Annotated in this window: 16 protein-coding genes; 6 read left to right on the forward strand and 10 right to left on the reverse strand. The window is 58.2% G+C overall.

Going from position 1 to position 16,769, the window contains the following annotated elements:
* The first annotated feature begins 1 nt into the window (after position 1).
* Positions 2-298 (forward strand): hypothetical protein, encoded by a 297-nt coding sequence (locus AC1Q7F_RS03835; RefSeq protein WP_492503975.1) that lies wholly within the window; start codon positions 2-4, stop codon positions 296-298.
* Positions 299-664: 366 nt separating this feature from the next.
* Here the strand turns inward: AC1Q7F_RS03835 and AC1Q7F_RS03840 are convergent, their stop codons facing one another.
* The 3 genes from AC1Q7F_RS03840 to AC1Q7F_RS03850 all read right to left on the reverse strand — a co-directional run bounded on the left by AC1Q7F_RS03840 (position 665) and on the right by AC1Q7F_RS03850 (position 5,069).
* Positions 665-1,618, reverse strand: coding sequence for an MvdC/MvdD family ATP grasp protein (locus AC1Q7F_RS03840; protein WP_492503977.1), 954 nt, complete (start codon positions 1,616-1,618; stop codon positions 665-667).
* Between the two features lie 205 nt (positions 1,619-1,823).
* Positions 1,824-4,841, reverse strand: coding sequence for a DEAD/DEAH box helicase (locus AC1Q7F_RS03845; protein ID WP_492503979.1), 3,018 nt, complete (start codon positions 4,839-4,841; stop codon positions 1,824-1,826).
* Between the two features lie 3 nt (positions 4,842-4,844).
* Positions 4,845-5,069: a YodC family protein gene (locus AC1Q7F_RS03850; protein WP_492503981.1), complete on the reverse strand. Its 225-nt coding sequence runs from the start codon at positions 5,067-5,069 to the stop codon at positions 4,845-4,847.
* 137 nt (positions 5,070-5,206) lie between these two features.
* Here AC1Q7F_RS03850 and AC1Q7F_RS03855 point away from each other — a divergent pair, with 137 nt between their 5' ends.
* Positions 5,207-5,902, forward strand: coding sequence for a hypothetical protein (locus AC1Q7F_RS03855; RefSeq protein WP_492503983.1), 696 nt, complete (start codon positions 5,207-5,209; stop codon positions 5,900-5,902).
* Positions 5,903-5,992: 90 nt separating this feature from the next.
* Here the strand turns inward: AC1Q7F_RS03855 and AC1Q7F_RS03860 are convergent, their stop codons facing one another.
* The 3 genes from AC1Q7F_RS03860 to AC1Q7F_RS03870 are packed head-to-tail and all read right to left on the reverse strand — an operon-like array spanning position 5,993 to position 9,328.
* Complete coding sequence (locus AC1Q7F_RS03860; protein ID WP_492503985.1) at positions 5,993-6,667, reverse strand: HEPN domain-containing protein; 675 nt, start codon at positions 6,665-6,667, stop codon at positions 5,993-5,995.
* 8 nt (positions 6,668-6,675) lie between these two features.
* Entirely contained in the window at positions 6,676-7,746 is a 1,071-nt protein-coding gene (locus tag AC1Q7F_RS03865; protein ID WP_492503987.1) for a UvrD-helicase domain-containing protein, read from the reverse strand.
* A complete protein-coding gene (locus AC1Q7F_RS03870) occupies positions 7,733-9,328 on the reverse strand; it encodes an ATP-dependent nuclease (RefSeq protein ID WP_492503989.1) in 1,596 nt (531 codons plus the stop codon). The genes AC1Q7F_RS03865 and AC1Q7F_RS03870 overlap by 14 nt, the downstream gene beginning before the upstream one ends.
* Positions 9,329-9,720: 392 nt before the next feature.
* Between AC1Q7F_RS03870 and AC1Q7F_RS03875 the strand changes: the two genes are divergently transcribed.
* Genes AC1Q7F_RS03875 through AC1Q7F_RS03890 form a run of 4 tightly spaced genes read left to right on the forward strand, consistent with a single transcriptional unit; the run spans position 9,721 to position 11,523 of the window.
* The gene (locus AC1Q7F_RS03875) at positions 9,721-9,969 is read left to right on the forward strand and encodes a hypothetical protein (RefSeq protein WP_492503991.1); all 249 of its coding nucleotides are present in this window, start codon (positions 9,721-9,723) and stop codon (positions 9,967-9,969) included.
* Positions 9,970-9,996: 27 nt separating this feature from the next.
* Positions 9,997-10,494 carry a hypothetical protein gene (locus tag AC1Q7F_RS03880; RefSeq protein ID WP_492503993.1) on the forward strand — a complete coding sequence of 166 codons (498 nt, stop codon included), beginning with the start codon at positions 9,997-9,999 and terminating at the stop codon, positions 10,492-10,494.
* Between the two features lie 11 nt (positions 10,495-10,505).
* Positions 10,506-10,691, forward strand: a complete 186-nt coding sequence (locus tag AC1Q7F_RS03885; protein ID WP_492503995.1) for a hypothetical protein — start codon at positions 10,506-10,508, stop codon at positions 10,689-10,691.
* A complete protein-coding gene (locus tag AC1Q7F_RS03890; protein ID WP_492503997.1) occupies positions 10,681-11,523 on the forward strand; it encodes a protein NO VEIN domain-containing protein in 843 nt (280 codons plus the stop codon). The genes AC1Q7F_RS03885 and AC1Q7F_RS03890 overlap by 11 nt, the downstream gene beginning before the upstream one ends.
* Positions 11,524-11,550: 27 nt before the next feature.
* On the opposite strand, the gene qatD is transcribed toward AC1Q7F_RS03890, so the two are convergent.
* The 4 genes from qatD to qatA are packed head-to-tail and all read right to left on the reverse strand — an operon-like array spanning position 11,551 to position 16,526.
* The gene (gene qatD, locus AC1Q7F_RS03895; protein ID WP_492503999.1) at positions 11,551-12,318 is read right to left on the reverse strand and encodes a Qat anti-phage system TatD family nuclease QatD; all 768 of its coding nucleotides are present in this window, start codon (positions 12,316-12,318) and stop codon (positions 11,551-11,553) included.
* Complete coding sequence (gene qatC / locus AC1Q7F_RS03900) at positions 12,315-13,688, reverse strand: Qat anti-phage system QueC-like protein QatC (RefSeq protein ID WP_492504001.1); 1,374 nt, start codon at positions 13,686-13,688, stop codon at positions 12,315-12,317. The genes qatD and qatC overlap by 4 nt, the downstream gene beginning before the upstream one ends.
* Positions 13,685-14,572: a Qat anti-phage system associated protein QatB gene (gene qatB / locus AC1Q7F_RS03905; protein WP_492504003.1), complete on the reverse strand. Its 888-nt coding sequence runs from the start codon at positions 14,570-14,572 to the stop codon at positions 13,685-13,687. The genes qatC and qatB overlap by 4 nt, the downstream gene beginning before the upstream one ends.
* 4 nt (positions 14,573-14,576) lie before the next feature.
* Positions 14,577-16,526 (reverse strand): Qat anti-phage system ATPase QatA, encoded by a 1,950-nt coding sequence (gene qatA, locus AC1Q7F_RS03910; RefSeq protein ID WP_492504005.1) that lies wholly within the window; start codon positions 16,524-16,526, stop codon positions 14,577-14,579.
* Positions 16,527-16,769: the final 243 nt, after the last annotated feature.

A 16,769-nucleotide genomic window follows, 5' to 3' on the forward strand; every position in this document is an offset into this window, starting at 1 on the left:
GATGAGGCGGATTCTCCATGCCGGCCTGCTGGCGGTCCTGGTGTCCATGCCGGCAATCCCGGCCATGGCGCTCAGCCAGACCGACGAGCAGATCCGGCAGGCGCTGATCCAGCAGTCGATCGCCAGCTATCCCGGCAACTGCCCCTGCCCCTACAACACGGCTGCCAACGGCAGCCGGTGCGGGAAGCGGAGCGCCTACAGCAAGCCGGGTGGCCATGCGCCGCTTTGCTTTCCGGCGGACGTGACGGACAAGATGGTCGAGGACTATCGGCGGGCGAACGGGGCCAAGCCGAAGTGATATATTTCAACGCAATTCTAAATAATTATAAAAACACAAAACTCATATTTATAACTTAAAGACAAAATCGGCCGGGAATAAATCCCAGCCGATAAGTAATTACGAAAACATTCTCCTGGCGATGCTCAATCCGTATCAACACAGGAGAACAGCCTTTTGGATGTCAGCATCACGGCCCCTCATTGGGGCGGTCTGTATCCTCGTTGCTGTCCTTTTCGGATGCGTAAGTTGAAGCACGGGTAGTAGTCTTCCCGCCGCTTGCGTAAATTTCGCCAAGGTCCGTTGAATGCGGCTTCCAACTCCATTGGTCGAGTGGCACAGGTATCTGGGCTCTCGGCGCTTCAAGAAAGCGTTCAGAGAAAACACTCATTCAATTCTCCCTCTCAGCCAGTTAGCGATAGCGCTAGAGATTGGAAGCCCGGTTAGGTCCTCAATCCAAAGCCACTGTCCCATCGGGTTAACCTCTAAAAAGTACCACTGACCATCAGGAGCGACAACGAAATCCAAAGCACCATAGATTAATCCGAGCTCCATCATAAGGGCATCAACGCGAGTGCGGATTTCCAACGGCACTTCAATCTGGCTGTGTGGTGTGCGGGGAAGATCGTAACGTCGCCAGTCGATCCGTGTCTCGGCAGAGGCTTGGGAATCTATACGGCACGCCAAATGGTCATTTCCAATTACAGTATATCGAACCTCATAACTCTTGCTTATATAGCTTTGAACGAAAATCGGATTTTCTCCAGAAATATTAAAACTTTCTATGTCATCTTTTTCCAATATATTTGCATATATACCCATTATTCCGTCATTTGTTTTGTACAATTGTTGACTCATCATCTTTGTAATAGAACGAGAATCCCCAACAAATTCAGATATTTTCTTTTTATCGTTGGATACAACGGAATTCGGAACTAAAAAACCAAGCCTTCTGGCCACATCCATTTGCATATACTTATTTTCTGCTGGAAATGCCCGCCTAGGATCATTCATCCATCTCGCAGATCTTAATAAATAAAAAATACCGGAAATAAACTTATTCCACTCCCCCTTCCAGATACGCTGAGATACAGAATCGGTCTGCATCTCAAAAGGTATCTCAACATAAGATCGACGCATCCACACCGCTTTTACAACTTCAGTATGAATATATTCATTATTTTGAAAAATACCAATACCGTCAAAATTATAATGTACGATAGTATCTTGCAGCGACTCCATATCTATATTCAGACGGAAAACGCTTCCCGCGGATTCTTTAATCTTTTCAATTACTTTATCGGCATGAACATCAAATCTATCTGCGACGACAAGGATCATGATAGCTCCAAAAGATGCAAAAGAGCATATTCTTGTATTGAAATGCTCTTAAAAATCGACACTTGAATGTGATTTACGCATAATGAACCTAATGCGTCACGTAGATTTCATGCCAATTTACCATTTACATCATGATTCATGGAGCCTGCTACCATTTGAATAGCACAGCACTCAGGTCAAATTGGACCTGTTGGCCCCCAGCGGCTCAAATCCCCTTATTACAAAACGTAGTCGCCAGTTGATGCAGCCGTGTCCCCTTCCCTCCGATAAAACGCTCAAGGCCAGCCACCGTGGTTGTCACTGCTTGCTCGGGCGTGGAAACACCCTCCCGCCAAAGCATAAGCAGTTCGCTACGTGTAAGTTCGAGCTTCAGTTGTGTCATCGGCAGCATGGCTTCGGGAATCCCGATATCAAGCCGGCGGAACAAGGCCTCCACCCGCTCTTCGTCCGTTGGCCGCTCCAGCACGATGGATGCGATCCGCACCGCGCTTTCCAGCATGTACCTGCTTCCGTCCACGTATCCGCGGATGTCGCCATGGCCAACGCGCGAGTAGGGGTTCGCCGAATAGCCCTCCTCGATGTCCGTCACCGGCACGCCGTTGATCCAGTCGTTCACGATCAGGGCCCGCTTGCAGCGAGCATAGTACGTGCGGTCAGCATGGGCGCCGCGTCTCAGCGCCCTGGCCATGTCATAGCCGAACCTGTTCGCTGCCTCCTGTTGCCACCTTGACTCCCCTTGCTTCGTCTGCGGCGTATAGTCGTCGTCCCGCTCCTGGAGCATTTCGATCAGTACAAGAAGGGCTTCGGGGGTGGCATCTTCCGGACTGAGCTGGCGAACGACCTCGACCAGATGCAGCGCCGAATCCAGGGTCATCGGCGACTCACCGCAGGCGCGGCCAAGCATCGTGAGATGCAGCATCCCGTCATCGGCCTGCTCCACCAGCCCATCGGCAACCATGCGGTCAAGAAGGCCTTCGAGTTGCTGCTCCATGGCGTCCCGCCATCGCGGATCACGAAGCAGGCCCAGGTAGCCACCGTACGTATCCGAGACGAGGCCGATGACCATGCTCCGCGGCACCTCCTTGACCTGGGCCAGGAGGCGGACCACCCACGTCCCCGGCCGGTGCTCGTCGAACGAGGACGAGATGGCCTCAGGCTGTCCTTGGACGTAGGTTCGGAACAGCCGCGAACGTTCCATCACCGTCTCGGCGATGACGATCGCCTTGCCCTGGGCTTCGTATCCCAGGCGGCCCGCCCGGCCGGCCATGTTCTTGTACTGGGCAACGGCATATGGCGTCGTCTGTCCGCCGCCGCTGGGAAAGCCCGTCTCGACGATGACCACGGTGGATGCGGGCGTGTTCACGCCGGCCGCGACGGTGCTGGTCGCGACCAGCACCTTGACGCCGCCTTCGCCATGGCGGAAGCCGCGCTCCACGGCCTGGCGTTCCTCACGGTTCAGGTCGCTGCTGTGGAAGGCGACGCCGCCCGCAAGCACCTCGCGCAGGTTGGCGGACATCGCCGAGGGGTCGCCCTGGGGCAGGGCCGCGATCACGTCGCCGGCGGCGGGCAACCCCAGTTCACGCGCAAGGTATTTCGCGCAGCCGCTCGCCGATCCCCGGGAATTCCGGAACACGATGACCTTCTCGCCCAGGCCGACCAGGTGCCTGACGAGCGGGACGATGACGTCCTGTGAGGACTGCTTCTCCCCCCGCTGCCGGATCGCGAACCGGTCCAGGAACTGCGCGGTGCCGACCTCCCCCGCCGGCAAACGGAACTGCCAGGTGCCTGTCCGGTCGATCACCCCCTCAATGAGGGGCACCGGCCTTTCGGTGGTCAGCAGCAGTCCGCAGCCGAGCCATCGGTCGAAGCCGTTTACGTGCCCGATGACCGCGCTCAGCGCGACGAGCTGGGGAGCAACGCCGCGTCGACGGGCCGCGATCAGGTTCGTCAGCAGCAGCTCCACCACCATGCCGCGGCCCTGCTCGGTGATGAACTGCGCTTCGTCCAGCACCACCAGCCCGATCTGGTTCAGGATGTGGGGAGCCGCCATCATGAGGGCGAGGAACTTCTCATAGGTAAAGAAGGCCAGATCGTACTTGCCCCGCATCACGTCGCCGACCTGGTCCTGCCAGTCGCCGCTGCATCGGGCGACGCGCAGGTGGAGCTGGTCCTGGTAGATGTCGGTGAAGTCCTCGAACTTCTCGTTCACGAGCGCCTTATAGGGCAACAGGAAGACGGCCTTGCGGCCCTCCGCGACGGCCTTGATCGCGGCCATCTCGCCCACGAAGGTCTTGCCGGCGCTCGTCGGCGCGACCGTCAGCAGCGAATTGCCGCCAAGCACGTTGTGCTCGTTGACGGCGGTGATCTGCAACTGGTTGAGCCCGGCAGGGTAGCGCCTCTGCCAAGCCTGCAGGACCTCGTCCGGAATTCCGTAGCCCGCCAGCTCAGCGAACTGTCCAGTGGTCCGGATGGGTGCCCGCTCGGGGAACGCCGCGTAGAAGTTCGCCCCTCGCCGACATGCCGGCAGGGACAGCTCCCCTTCCACATGGCCGAACATGACGGGCGTCTGTTCATACCCATAGCTGGCGGCCGCGGCACGGACCGCCTTGACCACGTCGTCCACCATGCCCACGACACTGATGGGATCGCCGTCCTGGAGCAGGCAGTCGAGGACCGCCTTGGTGAAAAGGCCGTGGCGGGTGTGGTGGTCTTCCAACGCAGGCTGGTCGGGAGCGGATGCCGCGAACAGAATCCTGCCCTGCCCGGCCACGTCCACCAACGGGACGCCGATGGCGCGGGGCGCGACGCCGATGTCCAGGACGCGGGCGGTGGCCCCGCCACTGAAGCAGCAGTCCAGCAGCATGAGCACGGCGCGGGCGCGCGTCCTCCTGAACCGATCGGCAAGGTTCTCCATGCAGAAGGTCGTGGCGACGAGATCGCTGGTATCCGTGTCCGCGACGACGAGGCGATGGTCCGGCGTCCCGTGCCCGGCGAAGCTGATGAGCACCACGTCGTCAGGGCCGGCTTCGCCGAGCGTCGCGTCGAGGATTGCGTTGACCGCCCCCAGCGTCGCGTCTTGGTCTTTGATCAGCGTACCGGACATGTCCTGGAGCGTATCGGAAAGGACCGCCCAAAGGGCGGTTGCATCCCGAACCGCGCCGTTCAGGTCGGAGATCCTGCTGTCGGCGTAGCGGTCGATTCCGATGAAGGCAGCGCGGATCAATCGTTATCTCCGGCTCAACGCGATGGCACCCACGGTGGGCTTGGAGGAAATTTCCAGGACAGTGGGCGGAAAAGTGTCGTTCTTGGCGACCTGCCTACTACCGTCTTTCTCAAACCAGACGCACCAAACGGCGGGCTCCTGCGTCATCGCCAGCACGCTCACCTTGTCAACGGTCATCAGCGGTCCGCCCGACTTCACTCGGACCAGATCACCAGCCTTGAGATCCATGGGGTATCTCCTTCAAATAGCAGTTCTTGGTTTGTTCGATACTGGCATGAAACCGATCCGGGTGCTAGTGATTCGTAAATAGCCCCATCACAGGTATCTGGGATAGGTTCTGGTTTGCGGAATGGATGAGGGACGACATGGATATCCGGGTCTGGCGGCGGCGGCCGGCAATCGTGAAGCCGGCCGATGCTCCGCCGTCATGGACCGGGGTGCGGGACGAAACGGCTCGCGAGATCCTGCGGCAGGGCGAGGCCTACCTGGCGGCGCAGCTGCAGTGCGCCATCGCCGCCGACCAGCGGGCCATGACCATGGCCACCATGTACGCGGCCTTTGCAACCGGCCTGATCGGCGGTGGCGCGACGTTGCTCCTGGGGAACTTATCGAGTCCCATAGGATGGGGCGCCTCGGCAGCCGGCATGGTATTCCTGGCCGGCTGCGGGCTCCTGACCTATGCGGCCCGCCCCATCGACTTCCACTACGCTGGCGCCCACCCGAAGGCTTGGTTCACCGAGGAGGACCTGCGTGGGGATTTGGTCGTCGCCATCTGTGAATCGGCGAGGCTCTACCAGCGCCGTATCGAGAGGAACGACGAGATCATGGGCCGCAACGGGAAGTTCACGAAATGGGGCAGTTGGTGCGCCTTCACTGCCCCACTCGTGGGTGCGCTTACTTTTTTGGCGGTTTGGGCGGCGGTGGGGGCGGTGGCGGCGACGGGCGGGGCGAAGGCGGCGGTGGAGGCGGAACTCCCCGGCCAGGCGGCGAGATATAGTGACCGGGAACAGAGGGGGGAGCCTTCTTGCCCGGCGGGGTTTCTTGCGGAAGGGTGTGCATAGGAAGCCCTGCAAAATCTATCGTATAACAGTATGGGCTCATTAGGAGATTTTCCACTCGAAAATTAGCCAACCGTATGCTGCTGACATCAGTTACAGATTTGTAAAATCTGACAGATTGACTCTCATGGCCGTAAATTGGCCGTCTGCTTCAGATAATGGGCCGGCGCTCTGCATAGAATCCAGGTAACCGTCCGTCCCAGAAAAATAGCCATCCAGCGCCTTCATCACATCGGCGAGCGCGGCGAGGTCGACTGCGCGATCAGTAATCGGAATCGGCCTGCCTTTGGTATCGACAGGATACCGATATGAGTATGAATTCGAGTCGATCTTCGCGAATTCAGCAACAATCTGATCGACGGCCAGATCGGTGCCGTCGCTGTCCTGATGGCCATATCTCTTGAGAACATCGACTAGCTTGACCCACAATTTCCCCAGATCATGGGTGTCCCAGATCGCATCTACATGAACGGTGCGGCCATAGGTCGAGATCAAATACTTCAGCGACAGCTCGATAAACTGCCGATAGTTGAAGATGATCGGATAGACCAGTGATGACCTGTCGACGTCATCTGCAATCGCCCTCTCGACCATCAAGTCAGCGGCTCTCTTGTAGCCAGTCATCATCATGACGACCCGGTCGTGTCCATGTGGGGCAATATGCGCGTTGTCTTGCCAGTCCTGAGATTGCCTGAAAGGCTTGTCACCGGCCTTTGGCCAACGAAACTCACTATCCAGAAGGGATGCGAAAGTGTTCTCGCCGGTCATGGCATCTCCTATTCGTACCTCTGGACATCGGGAATCTTGACGGTGCCGTCATGGACAAAGGCGAGGCTGTGCCGTGCGCGCGTGGCGCCGACGTACATCTTGGTTACCGACTTCTCGACGTGGCTGATCCGGCCGGTGCTGAGCCATTTCCCTGCAGAGACGTGCGGGAAGATCAGGACGCGGTCGAACGTCAGGCCCTTCGACTCACCGAAATTCATCGCGGGAAGGCCCTGGCAATCCGTCCTTCGATCGAAGCGCAGGACCTGCGGCGCGAAGGCTGCCACGTAGGCCTGGACCTTCGCGGTCGCGACGATGAACACGCCGTCATGTCCGGTCACCACGTCATTCAACGACTTGGTGGCGGGCTCACCGGGGAAGAAGCGGTCGCCGAGGTCGGCGATGTGCTGGTGGCAGCGATGGGTATGCTGTTCATAGCTCAGCACCGCCAGACCTGCCCTATCCCACGCCTTTAACTTGTCGATGATATTGACGCCGCTCAAGGAGGTATTCTTGCTGTTCTGGTTGGTCTTAAAGGTAGCCTGCCTGTGGTCACCGACCAGGGTCAGCTTGATCCCCGCCCTCAGGATGAGTTCGAGGACATTGAGGTCGTATCCGGCCATGTCCTGGACTTCATCCACGAAAATGTGGTCGAAACGCTGCGCGAGCCGGCGCATGACCGCACCGTTTGTGCGACGATCACACTCACAGATGAACTTCGAGATTTTGTCGGAATAGATCAGGCGGCCACCCGCGAAATAATGAGCCCCAACGTTCGATGCAGGAATTCCGAGAGCGGAGCGTCCCTTCTCCCAGAGAATTCCATCAATGCGCTGATCATGCATCACGCGCCTGTAGGGCCGCGCAAGGTCGCGCAGCAGGAAGGTGAACCAGGTTGTGACCTCGATGTGGGGTGGGATGACCGGGCCCAGGCCGTAGAGCTTCCGCTCGATCTCCTTCTCGTTGTTGCGCGTGTAGGTGACCAGCAGCGTCCGCTCGGCACCACCGACGGCCTCGCCGACGATGCGCGTGGTCTTGCCGCCGCCCGCGGCGCACATGACGATCCGGTTAGTCGACGGCATCGGCGATGTACCTTGGGACTGTCCACGGCTCCGTCGCCATGAAGAACCTCAGCGCCGTGTCGGCCTTGTTTTCCCTCATGAATTCCAGAAGTTCGTCATCCGTGGCGAACGTCTTGCCGAGCACCTTCTCGATCACCGCCCTGCCATTTGCCTTGAAGAGCTGCGGCTCGAGCGTCGGGAAGGTTTCATCCGTATCGTAGTGGATGCTGATCTTCGGCTTCCCGACGTAGTCGGCATACTTCTTGGCCAGGGCGGCGACCTTGCCGTCGTTGTCGGTCACGACCGAGACCGTCCGGCCAAGGAGGTCGGCTATCTCAAGGAAGCGAAGGAAAGCCAGGGAGTTCACGGAGATGACGTCGACGCCGTCCTCAAGGGGCATCTTCCCATGCTGCTTCACATAGGCCGCCTGGACGATTAACTCGTCCGACGGACCCTCCACGAGGATGGCGCGCTTGGCCAGGATGAGCCGCAGGGTATCGTGGCCGGGCAGGCGCATGAAGTACGCCTGCGTTCCCTTGGTAAGCGCGGTGAGCCGGATCGACTTGCCGCGATGGAACAGGATCACCGCCTCGACGCCCAGCTTGTTCATGACGAAGCTGCTGTGCGTGGTGATAATGAGCTGGCGACTGCCCCGCCTGGTTGCAATGTGGCTGATTAGCTCGTTGAGGTTCGAGAACGAAAGGTGGTTCTCCGCCTCCTCGATCAGGATCAGGTGCGAGTCAGCGGAAGATTCCATTGCCAGCTTGATCTTGATGGCGTTCTGCTCACCCTTCCCGACAAGCGGAAGCGGCACATCGTCGAGATGCGGCATGACGCCTGCCTCCCAGGTCGCTCGCGACGACGTGTCCAGGGAGACCGACAGCGCCTTTCCCGAGATTTCGCCCTTCTTCTTCGCGAGCGCCTCGTTGACGCCCTTGACCTTGTCATTGTCCAGGAATGCGTCCTTCATCATGCGGTAGGACAGGGCAAGGTCGACCTTCTGGCCCTTGCTCAGGCTGTCGCGCATGATGTCCACGACGTAACGGCTCGCCGCCGCGTTGTTGCGGATGGTGCTGGCGTCGATGAAGGCGGGCTTGATGGGGATCGAGCGCGAGGTGAGCTGTTCGTTGTCGTCAAACCCGCGCCATCTGACCACGTAATATTCGATCGGCAGGGTTCGGATCAGCGTCGGGTCCGCGACATAGGATTTGAACTCCTCCGCATATTCCTGGTTGAACTCGATCAAGAGCGATACGCCGGGCAGATCGTCGCCTTGGGTGTTGTTGGTCCCCTTCAGCTTCGCCAGCGCAGGGTCGTCATGGAAATAAAGCTCGATCAGCACCGCCGGCGGTGTGGCTGGCGTCTTGGCGATAAGGGCGGCGATGTAGTCCGCCACTGCCTCGGCATTGAACAGGTACGGATGGAGTTCAGTCTGGATCGGCCGACCGTTCAACTGACCGGTGAGTGCAAGGTGGATCGCCTCCAGCAGGGTGGATTTCCCACCCTCGTTGTCGCCCACGATAATGTTCAGATCGTCATTCAGGCGGACGTCCGCTGCCTTGAGGCACCGGTAGTTGCTGATGATCACCCGCGATATGTGCAAGGCCCCCTCCTGGGATCATCCCCGAAGTCACCATGGCGAAGCGATAGGAACGCCGGTTGAAGAACGGGCTTTCTCTACTTTATGTGGAGCGAGTGAGGCACGCAAGGCAATCCAGATATCAGATATGCCATGGCGGCGCAGGTGGCGAGACAGGTCCTTGGACGCAGCAAAAGAGATGAAAGGAGCCGGCAATTTAGAGGGCACCCATATCGCCATTCCATGGCTGGGTTCAGCCATTTTCATGTTGGCACGATTTCGAAGAACATAGGGCTGTTGGTCGAGTCGCTATACCCCCATATATCCCAATGGAAAGACTGACTCTTCATGAGAGGGCCTTCCCACCCTTGTCCGTTGTTAGCATATCATGTACATAATATGCAGCTAGGTGCCCTATGATCGGCAAAGGTAAAAATAAAATGCTGCCCACAGTAACTTTAAGACATGGCTACCCTGAGAAAGGTAATGCCGCCATAAAGCATCGTATTTCTTTGTCAAATCGCTTTAAGATTTGGATCGAAGAAAAGATAAGATCAAATAAAAACGAATATCCATCCAATGAAGAATTAAGAAATATAATTCTTGACGGCATTGACAACCTGAGGGCAAAAGAGAGAGAAGAAATAATAAAGATACTGGGGTAATTTTTCCCATTATATAAGAAAAAGCCCATGACTGAAAAATCCAATAAAAAAGAAGATTTATTTATTTCACTTGTAATTAGAGCGCAAGGCAAGGCTAGTCAGATTTTAGCCACAGTGCATCACGTCGATGCCGATTCAATTCTACATGAAAGACCTGAAAGCAGGTGGAGTTTAGTAAAGAATAAAATGTCTGGCGTGGAATCTGCGGTAAAATCAAAACCCGGCGATAGATTAATAAAAGAAGCCTGCCAAGTGGCAATTATTATCCTGAGCAATAGGCCATATTATTGTTTATTTGATAGTGAAAAATATGGAGATACATTCAATTGCCTTGTAGTGGCAGTGTTTTTATTTTATATTTTATCTATACAGCATAATAAGCAAATAATTGAAGATACAGAAATTGATCATGCCATTTTTTCGGAATACTTGAGAATTGACCCAGTGAGATCATCTGATGATTATATGATATTATACAATATAATAATCTCATGGAAAGGTAAATACTTTAAGAAGAGAATATAAGGATGAGGGCGATGCCCGATTTCTCTAACAAACATTTGACCAAGCTGGCCTTCTTGATCCACCAGAATCTCGGCATCTCAGTGTCGCCGGCATCCCCACCGGGTGGTCCGTCACGCTGGAAGGCGCTGGCGACCAGCTGGAATCTGGAAGTGGAATCTTTCATCGCCATACATACCGGGAGCGTCGATGACCGCTGACTGGACCGACAATGAGAACGACGCCACCGTCGCGGACTACTTCGCGATGCTCGACGCCGACATTTCGGGCCGGCCCTACAGCAAGGCCGAACACAATCGCCGCCTTCAAGCGGTGATTGGCCGGCCGCGTGGCGCGATCGAGTTCAAGCACCAGAATATCAGCGCAGTCCTCAAGGGCCTCGGGAAGCCATGGATTCCTGGGTACAAGCCGGCGTCCAACTACCAGATGTCGCTCGAGCCCGCAATCATGCGATGGTTGGAACTCCATCCGAAATGGCTCGCACCAGTCGCTCACGCCATGGCGGTCGAGCCCCAGTTCGTCCCCATCAGCGACAACGACCTGCTGCGAATCCTCCCGCCCCCTACGCTCAGCAACGCGCCCCCTTCCCCCGAGCTTGGTCGGATGGCCGCGATCGCCAGGAAGTACGACGTAGCGGGACGCGATGCGCGCAATCGGGATCTCGGCGAAGCGGGTGAAAGGCGGGTGCTCGCCCATGAAAGGGCTAACCTGCTCTCCGCCGGCAGGACGGACCTGGTGAACGGGATACGCTGGGTATCCCACCTCGACGGCGACGGGGCCGGCTACGACATCCGGAGCTTCGGCACCGACGGCCGAGAACGGCTGATCGAGGTGAAGACGACCAACGGCTGGGAGCGGACGCCCTTCCATATCACCCGCAACGAGCTGGCCGTCGCCGATGAACGCCATGGCGAGTGGTGCCTGGTCCGGCTGTGGAACTTCGCCCGGGAGCCCAGGGCCTTCGAGCTGCGTCCGCCGCTCGACGCGCATGTATCGTTGGTAGCGACCAGCTTCCAGGCCAGTTTCCTGTGATGCAGACGCATCGCAGGTGCCACACCGTTACGCGCTTACCAGACGTCTCAGGTTTTGGAGAATCTCATTTTCCATGGCCTTCACCGAAAGGCTCCGCACTTCGGCCAACTCGGCGACGGTACTCCTCACGTCGCGCGGCCTGAGGGGCTGCCCGTCGATTTCCACAAACGGCCCGTCGGTTTCAGTCAGCAGCCGGTCAAGTGGAAGACCGGCAACCAGCTGCCGGTGCTTGGGTGAGCGAAGCATCTCTCCGTTGATTGAGAAATAGCAACCGAGCCCGATCGCTCTGCGGGCTTCGGCCGACGTCCCCGTGAACCAATGCAGGACAACACGCCCCCGGTCCTGCGGCAGGGCGCTTTCAATATGGTTCAAGACCTTACCAACCGCACGAACGCTATGGACCGTCAGTATCTTGCCGCCATGCTCGGCACAGGCGCGCAGGATATGGTCGAACACCCGTTCCTGGGCCGCGAAACTGCGATAGAAGCGAGGTCCGGCGTCAAGGCCGATCTCACCGACATACCTTGCGTCAGGGAGGTAGCGCTCGAAGATTGGCAGCTCATTCTCACGTTCGGCGACAAGCTGTGGATGCAGTCCCAGTGCGGTGCGGACATGCGGCGACTTCGACGCCAGTTCACGATTTCGTGGCCAAGCCTTGGGCGTGGTCGTCACCGCAAGCGTCGCCACGCGTTCCCTGTCGCATTCGGCAATAAGAGCTGCGTGGTCATTGTAAAGGTCGACGTGGCAATGGAAGTCGACCCAGCGCGGCGCCGACGGATTGTATGTCTCCGTCATAAGGGGCAAGCTCGAACGCCCTGCAACAACCTGCCGACCTCCCGCAGGCCGGCGACGTACACGGCTTCGTAATCGGGAAGCTTGTCAGGATGGTCGATCAGCGGTCCGGGCCGATGAATATCGAAACGGGCACGATCGGGCTTATGCGCAAGACGTGAAAGCGCGACTTGAAAGGAACGCACATGTTCGCCCTCGGCCTTGTTCGAATCGAGGACTTGCGCTCGAAGATCGGGGATTCGGTACGGCGTGTCATCGGCCCCGCACCCTTCGAGAATCGCAGCGCGTCTGATGAGGCAAGGCACGCACCGTCCGCAATGCTTGGGCGTCCTTTCATGAGGATCCGGATCGTAGCGGCGGGCGCCCGGCGATGAGCATGACATCGTATGCTTCGCTTCTTTCCCGAGGAACGGGAGGTCGGCGCACTCCTTCATCATCTGGCCCTTCGTCTTGAAGGCATAGCGATTTTCCAGTCGGACCTTCAGGCCGAGACCATTGAGCAGATCGTCGAAGCGCGCCATGTAGAATGGATGTGTCGTCCGGGTACTGAGTGCCCCCAGCCGCAGCGGATCAAGGGGTACGTTGAGCGAAATCAACCCGTTCTCCGGCACATGCACCACCATGTCGCCGCCTATCGCGTCTGCTGCCATGACCGCCAGCGAGAAGAACAGGAACGAACGGCCCCTCAGCGTGTCCTCAACCGCGGAATGCTCGACTATATCAGTCGGAAAGCCAACTCTTGCCCTGATATGATGAAGCGTGGTCCTGCCGAAGTGACGCTTGATCGCATCGGCGCAATAAGCTTGGTGCGTGCTGGTGATGCCGTCCCAATAGTGGCTCACCAACATCGGAGTTTCCTCACGCGCAAGCAGGTCTATCGCGCCGATGAAGCTGTCCAGTCCGCCCGAAAACAGACAGACCGTGGTCGGAGTGGCGGTGCGCAACTTTGCCGGCCGGGGCGCCAGGTCGGGAGTGCCGGCTGCGCGAGGGCGAAAATGGACGCCCCAACGGTCGCCGGTCAGGAAGTTCAACGTCGTCACTATCAGCGGCGACAATCCTTGCCAGCGAACCAAATCATGTACCGGCAGGTGGAGTTCGATCTCGCGGGTCCAGGCATCCTGGGCATCAGCGTTACGCGAAATCCGGGTATCGGCGGCAGTGATCGCTGCGGCAAGCAGTGCCAAGTCAACGGCCGTCTCGGACGGATGAAGGCCGAGCTCACCGAGCTGATCCAATGCTTGGCCCAGCCCATAGCCCAAACGGAATTCGCCATCGACGAAGTCGATCTCCGTCACAAGCGTGCCGGCGCGGCTCGGTGAAACCTTGGCGTTATCCCCAGGACCGAGCCGGGCAATGATCGTATGGTGCTTCATGCGGCTGCCTCCCCGGCGACGGCGACCAGCTCAAAAGCGGTCTCATAAATCTGCCTGACGACATTGTCGATATCCCGGTCAGACAGACGCTTCAGGCTTTCAATCTTCCCGGCGAGCTGGCTGCGAGTTGCCCCTTCGATGAAATCGTGAAGTTGAGCCTGGACGCTTTCCACGGCAGCCACGTCATCGGGCAAGGTGACACCTCGACCGCCGATGTCGGCCATCACCCGACCTTCGATCGAACGCGCGATGAAGTCCAGGAAGAAGTCCTGAAGTTGTTCTCGTGTGAGTGTGTCGAAACTGCCAACGCCCGCCTCCGCAAGATCAGCGATTGCCTCTAACATCGCCTGCCGCGCGATGGCGTCGTCCACGGCACCGCCGGGGGGGCAGATAAATTCCAGGATCGAGACAAACACATCAGCCGCGGGCTGTGCCGCCAATCCAGCCAAGTTCAGCTGGCGAAGCGTTTCGGCCGGTCCGAGACGTTCGAAGTCACGGACAATGCCCAACAATCTGCTGGCCGTGGCGCGGGACGAGCCCATACGCTGCGCAGCTCGTCTCGCGCCGCCGGTGCCACCTCGTACATACCCCGACAGCGCACTCCCAAGGTCACCGAGGCTTCCGGTCCTTGCAAAACGTGTGAATTTGCCCTTCACGCCACGCAAATTGCCCTGACCATCCGTATTCGGACCTGACGGTGGGCGCGGAACGGCAGGCGCTGCTGGCGGCTCCGGTCGCGGCGACGGTCCATCTGGGCCGCCCGGCATATTCGGGGCTACCGGTACTGCCGCCGGGGGGCGGGGTTGGGTCGGAGGCGTCGGGTCGTCAACGAATGACGGTACGAGGCCACTCGAAGGTCCGCCGTAGCGTTTTGACGTACCCATCCGATCAACCCCGCTGCATCTTGTCGATGCCCTGCGCGGCCTTTTGCAGGACTGGATTCTCAGCTTGCTCAGCCCATGACCGCAGCGTCGTCCGATACTCCGCCAAGATACCCGTATCCTTGAAGCAGGTTCCCCAGCTCGATGCTACCCAGGCTCCGACCTTGGGCACGGGCAACTCCCGGATGAACTCTAACAAACGTCGCTGTTGTGCTGGATGTGCCTCGACCAGCCGAACAAGGCCGTCCACCCCCTTGGGTTTGGTCGTGAAATTATCGCCCTGGAGAATACGGCCTCGGATCGCCTCGAACACCTCTTCTGGTTCAGGACCCGTGAGCTTGGCGATTTCGCCGATGGCGCCCCGCACCAGCATTGTCGGGCCCATCAGCTTCTCGACGAGGCCCTCAAGATGGCTTGCAGCGGTCAAGCCACCCAACGAGCTGCGCTTATCCCGCGTGACGAACACATAGGGCCTCAAATCTACGCCTATCAGCGATGGATCTATTGCCGCCCAATTCTTGGCCCACTCATTCTTCTCCCATTCCACAGCCTCGGCTGGAAGGGGTGCGGGTGCCGGGCGCGCAACCCTGCGCCCGCCTTTGTCAGCAGGTTTCTCTTCGTCCTTTGTCTCAGGCGCAGGTGCCCGCACATGTTCTTCGAAACGCGATAGCGCCTCGGGTTGACCATCGGGATGATTGGCAGCAAGGCGAGCGATCTGTTCGTAGAAGTCCGGATAGAACCGTTCCGCAAGCATGACCTTTGCCAACACAGGGCGCTGAATATCGGCACCGAATCCACGCGCGTCGGCAATGGCATGGCGAAGCATCATGGAATTAAGGAAGCGTTTGATCTGGCGCGGATTGCCACGGGTACCCTCGCTCAAAATCTTCGTCACGTGGGCACTGATCACAAGCGCTTGGTCAACTTCAAGCGGCATCTTGCCTGCCATGGCCTGCTCTACGGTCCTTCGCTCAAGGCCGCGGCTCTTCCAGGGCCGGCGCATATCCTCCCGTGCAGAGGCGAGTAGCTCGATGAACCGCGGGTCCTTCGAGCCGAGCGCGCTCTCCACCAATAGAAGGGTCACGTACACGCGGGTCTCGGCTACGCCCAACGCGGGAATTCGGAAGGGAACCTGGATCAGCTTTTCCAGGTAATTTCGCGCATAGCTCACTGAGCCGGAACTGGGCGGCAGGTCAGGGAAGTGCTCACGAACTGCATACTCGATCATCAGTTCATCTGCGCCAACAACGAATGCTGTGTGCTCGACAAAGAGGAAAAGACGGATCGCCTCGAGCGTCGCGATCGCCGTCTTCGGTAAGCACCGATCGAGATCGTCAACGATGACGACAAGCTGATCGATGTCGGCGGCATCGAGAAGCTCCTTGAACTCCTTACGGAACGCATGAATGTGCTCGGGAAGATTGTCGCTATCTGCGGGGGCTTCCTTCAGGAATTCACCGGCCTTCTCGGCCATCTCCTTCAAATCCTCAATCGAGGTATGTTCCTGGGGCTTGGCCAGGAATGAGGTGGCAACATCATAGATGCTCTTAACCTGATCGAAAGTCGGAATGCCAGTCGCCGCCGAAAACGCGAAACCGCCAGCTTTGCGAGCAAGCTTCAACCAATCCACCCGCTTGAAGACCTTTCTCGCGGCATCCGCCACTTTCTCCGAATTCGGACGGGCCCGGCGAAGCTCATCCACGATGGTCTCGATGACGACCGTCTTTGCGTCCTCGAAGCCCTCGAACGTCCAACCGTTGAACCAGAGGCAGAGGACACGATCATCCTCCGCGAAAGCGCCCTCCAGCATTTTGAGCACACTTGACTTGCCGGCACCCCAATCGCCGTGGACGCCGATCGTCACGGGTGCATCGGGCGTCTTGCGAATCAGGGTCACGACTGTCTTCGCTATGGCCTCATAGTAGAGGAGATCGGTCGCCGTCTCCTGATCGTTCAAGAACACAGTCCCCCCTCGCCTACCCACGTGGGGCATGGCACTACATTATTTGCGCTTCAAGTTGACTTCTCTATAATTTTAACCACTTCCGCAGGCGGTGTCCACGGTCCTGGAGACAATCTCTGGCAGAACCCAGCTTGCATTGCGAAATCCCTTTCCCAATCCCGGACTTCCTCGCGGGTTTACAGCGATGTCCCCGCCTCCTCGCACTCTGCATGTCGAAACCTAAACGCAATGAGGCTG

Source organism: Niveispirillum sp. GW835-FHT14G11 (assembly GCF_058793615.1).